The sequence below is a fragment of the Pseudoalteromonas sp. BSi20439 genome (assembly GCF_000241165.1).
Taxonomy (GTDB): Bacteria; Pseudomonadota; Gammaproteobacteria; order Enterobacterales; family Alteromonadaceae; genus Pseudoalteromonas.
In genome coordinates this window covers 1-3176 of sequence record NZ_BADW01000007.1, presented here as the reverse complement: position 1 = coordinate 3176, position 3176 = coordinate 1, and the positions used below count along the sequence as shown (strand labels likewise).

Sequence of the window (3176 nt, the reverse complement as noted above, 5' to 3'; positions counted from 1 at the left end):
GGCGCATAATGAATTGCAAGGATGTATCATGGACTCAACAATAATAGCTGGAATACTAGGCGTTGCAGGTGCACTTTTAGGTACTTTGCTAGGCTATAAATTAAACAACTCAAATGCAAAACTAAAGGCATATATAGATAATCGTCTAGTTATCTACTATTTACGAAATACATTTTGCGCTTACATCCCAGTTACTGTGATTAATGAGGGATCTAAGTCAGGAACAATCTCTGATTTCAAAGTTAAACTTCACAGTAATAATCAAAATTGGGAACTGTTATGGGTGTGTTATTCAGAAGATCACACATTAAAAGGTAAAAGCTGGGAAGATACGAGACGAGCGTCACCGTTGCTTGTTCACGGGAATTCAGGTCTTCAATGTCCCCTAAAGTTTTCTGAGATATTACACGATTCATCACAAACTTTATCCAATGTTTTGATAGCCGCAGGTAAATCCTCATTGAGCTTCGAATATTACGATCGCGATTCAAAAAGGATAGAAACTCAAACGTATAGTTTTGAATTACCGACGAGCTTCTGCGAGTTGTTACATAAAAGGCGAAAAGACTCCGAATGTTTAGAGACTATGATAATCTCTCTTAAAAGGGACGCTGAGAGCGCCTAACAAACACATAATGCTCATTCGCTTTGCTCATTGGGACGCATATTCGCTGGCTGGCGCTTCGCGCAAGTTTAGCCAGCAAACCTGCGCCCCATATGTGAAGCGTTACCACTGTCTGCTCATGGCACTCAGCCGATAGTCGGTATAGAGTGGTTTAACTTACAGTGTAAAGCAGTTATTTATATCGCTAACGTGGTAAGTTGAGTTGTTTCTGATTAATTCATCATTTTTGTCGGATGGCGTAGCTCCGCCACTTATCCGACCTACGTCAAAATGTAGGTTGGTTAAGCCGAAGGCGCCACCCAACAGGCTTTCAAATTCACTTTTTATCCGCAAATGGCACAAAGCTGGCATTGCTACAAATATACTACATAGATTTCATATAGAAACAAAGAAAAGACATAACTCATTGATTTTATTGGTAGCCCCTGCAAATGTCGAATTACAATCATAAGACATTGATTTTAGATGGCTTGCAAAATATAAAATGAGCAAAGTGTAACTACCAGTGTAACTAAACCTTTTTCTCTACCAGAAACAGCACATCTAAAATAAAATTAGCCCTAAACAAGTTGAGTTGAATATAGATATAAATAAAGCTATCGTTGGGATTAATAATATTTTAGTTTTATTATCGAATAGAAAATTTGGAAGTATTTAAAAAGGAAGTTTAAATGTCAGAAGATTTCATAAAAATAACTGGAAGCCTAATTATATCTAACATAATTATTTTTACAGCTTATTCAATGACTCATACCAGCTCAAATGATTTTGTACTTATACTTGGATTTATTTTAGGCCAAATGATCTCAGTGGTATTTGTCTCAGCGCTTGTAACTCTGGTTCCATTAATTTTAAAAAAAGACTGTAAGGCTGGAGTGTTCTCGGTAACGTGTATAATAATTTCATTTATGTCCGCATTAGGTCAGATATACTCAAATCACTATGACGATAGAAGTAGTATTACACTAAAGACTCCAGATGCTGAAATCATTAGCCCTTTAATGGCTAAAGTAGAAGGGAAAGCTAAAATAGACGGAAATACATTTAAAGGCTCGATCTACAATGGCTCAGATAAGTACTTGATAAAAGAAATTATAATTACTATCAACCATAAAAATGGAACCAGCCGAGACTATAAAATCAATCACTTCCCACCAATAGCACAAAAGCTAGCATCATCTAAGAACTATTTCGCAGATGAACCCTTACCTACATTAAGTGGTATAAAATATAGTATTCCACCTTTAGACTCCGGCTCTTTTTCAATAACAACCTTTGATACAACCTCGAAAAACTATGATTCATGGTACATAGAGTCTGTAAAAGTAGAGGTGAAATAATCAACGCATTATTAATTTTTTTAAACACAACTAAGTATATTGAAGCTAAGTAGCAACACTAAAAAGTAAACATTATTTAACGTTGGGAGCATAACAAATTTATAACGTGTTCAGCCGTTTAGTGTAGCCAATCAAAAACCTGTAAAAATAGCCAGTATTGACGGTTAAATCATCTACGCCGATAATAATATTCTGTGATGGTGAACCACTTAACGGCAATTGAGGCCGGACGAGTCGTACCAAAGCAGATATATGAGGGGTGCTATATTCGTAGTCCCTCATTCGCGATAAAAATAAACCTCCTCTGTGATGGTGAACCACTTTTTGGCAATTAGAGCCTTACAAGTCGTACCAAAACAGGTTTGTGAGGGGTTGCGGTCTGCGTAACCTCTCACCTTCCATAACCAAGAGTACAACTCGTAAATTCAAGCCCTCATTTGTTCCGCTTTAAATCACTATCAAAGAAAAAACAACGACTTAAAAATTCAATTGTTCCGCTATTTGTTCCGCACTGTTCCGCTAATTCGGCAAAAAAAAGCTATAACCCCCTTAGAACCAAACCACTTTAAAACTCATTAGCTCTAGCCTTTATCCTACTAGTACCATAATTTTTAGCTTGAGCATCCTTGTAGCCCTTCCCACGCGCTTTAGCTAAATAAGATATACGGTAAATAGCCTCTTGCTGTGACTCCAAACAATCACGCCTCATAGTGTAATAACAATTTTTTGGCACATAAGCCGAACCATTTAGATCACCCCATATCTGAATTACCTTTTTGGTTATGCTGTTTGGATAGTTAACTTTTGACGCATCAAGCATAAGCGCATAGTGGTAATGTTGACGTTTTGCCCTCTCAAGCTCTCTACACCACACGAAACCAATACGACTAACCCCATACTGAGTCTTAACCCATTTAAACAGCCTACGGTTGAATACAGTGATTATTTTATTATCTGGCGTGTACGACTCCATACGCAAATCAAAACGAATTAACATCACACGGCTATGGTTGTTCAACATGGCCTCAATTTGGCCTAACATAGCTCGCATAGGTTTAACCATTAGACCACTTTTTCCAGCATTCACCCACCAGCCTTTATCACCGTGGACAAAAATGTGTTCATACCCTTTATCATTGTTATTTATGGTTAGTTGGTTAGTCATTCATGAGCCGTAGATATTATTAAATACCCAGTGATTTGTTAGTAGC

At 37.2% G+C, this 3176-nt stretch carries 3 protein-coding genes; 2 read left to right on the top strand and 1 reads right to left on the bottom strand.

Going from position 1 to position 3176, the window contains the following annotated elements:
• Together P20439_RS00560 and P20439_RS00555 are read left to right on the top strand one after the other, a co-directional pair.
• The coding region (locus P20439_RS00560; RefSeq protein ID WP_206769986.1) for a hypothetical protein at nucleotides 1–625 on the top strand (625 nt) is incomplete at its 5' end.
• A 671-nt stretch (nucleotides 626–1296) separates the two neighbouring features.
• A complete protein-coding gene (locus tag P20439_RS00555; protein ID WP_008463934.1) occupies nucleotides 1297–1965 on the top strand; it encodes a hypothetical protein in 669 nt (222 codons plus the stop codon).
• Between the two features lie 565 nt (nucleotides 1966–2530).
• Here the strand turns inward: P20439_RS00555 and P20439_RS00550 are convergent.
• Complete coding sequence (locus tag P20439_RS00550) at nucleotides 2531–3130, bottom strand: inovirus-type Gp2 protein (RefSeq protein ID WP_008463933.1); 600 nt, start codon at nucleotides 3128–3130, stop codon at nucleotides 2531–2533.
• Nucleotides 3131–3176 lie beyond the last annotated feature (46 nt).

Coding starts and splice junctions, on each gene's coding strand:
- P20439_RS00555 (WP_008463934.1), top strand. CDS start 1,297: ATGTCAGAAGATTTCATAAAAATAACTGGAAGCCTAATTATATCTAAC.
- P20439_RS00550 (WP_008463933.1), bottom strand. CDS start 3,130: ATGACTAACCAACTAACCATAAATAACAATGATAAAGGGTATGAACAC.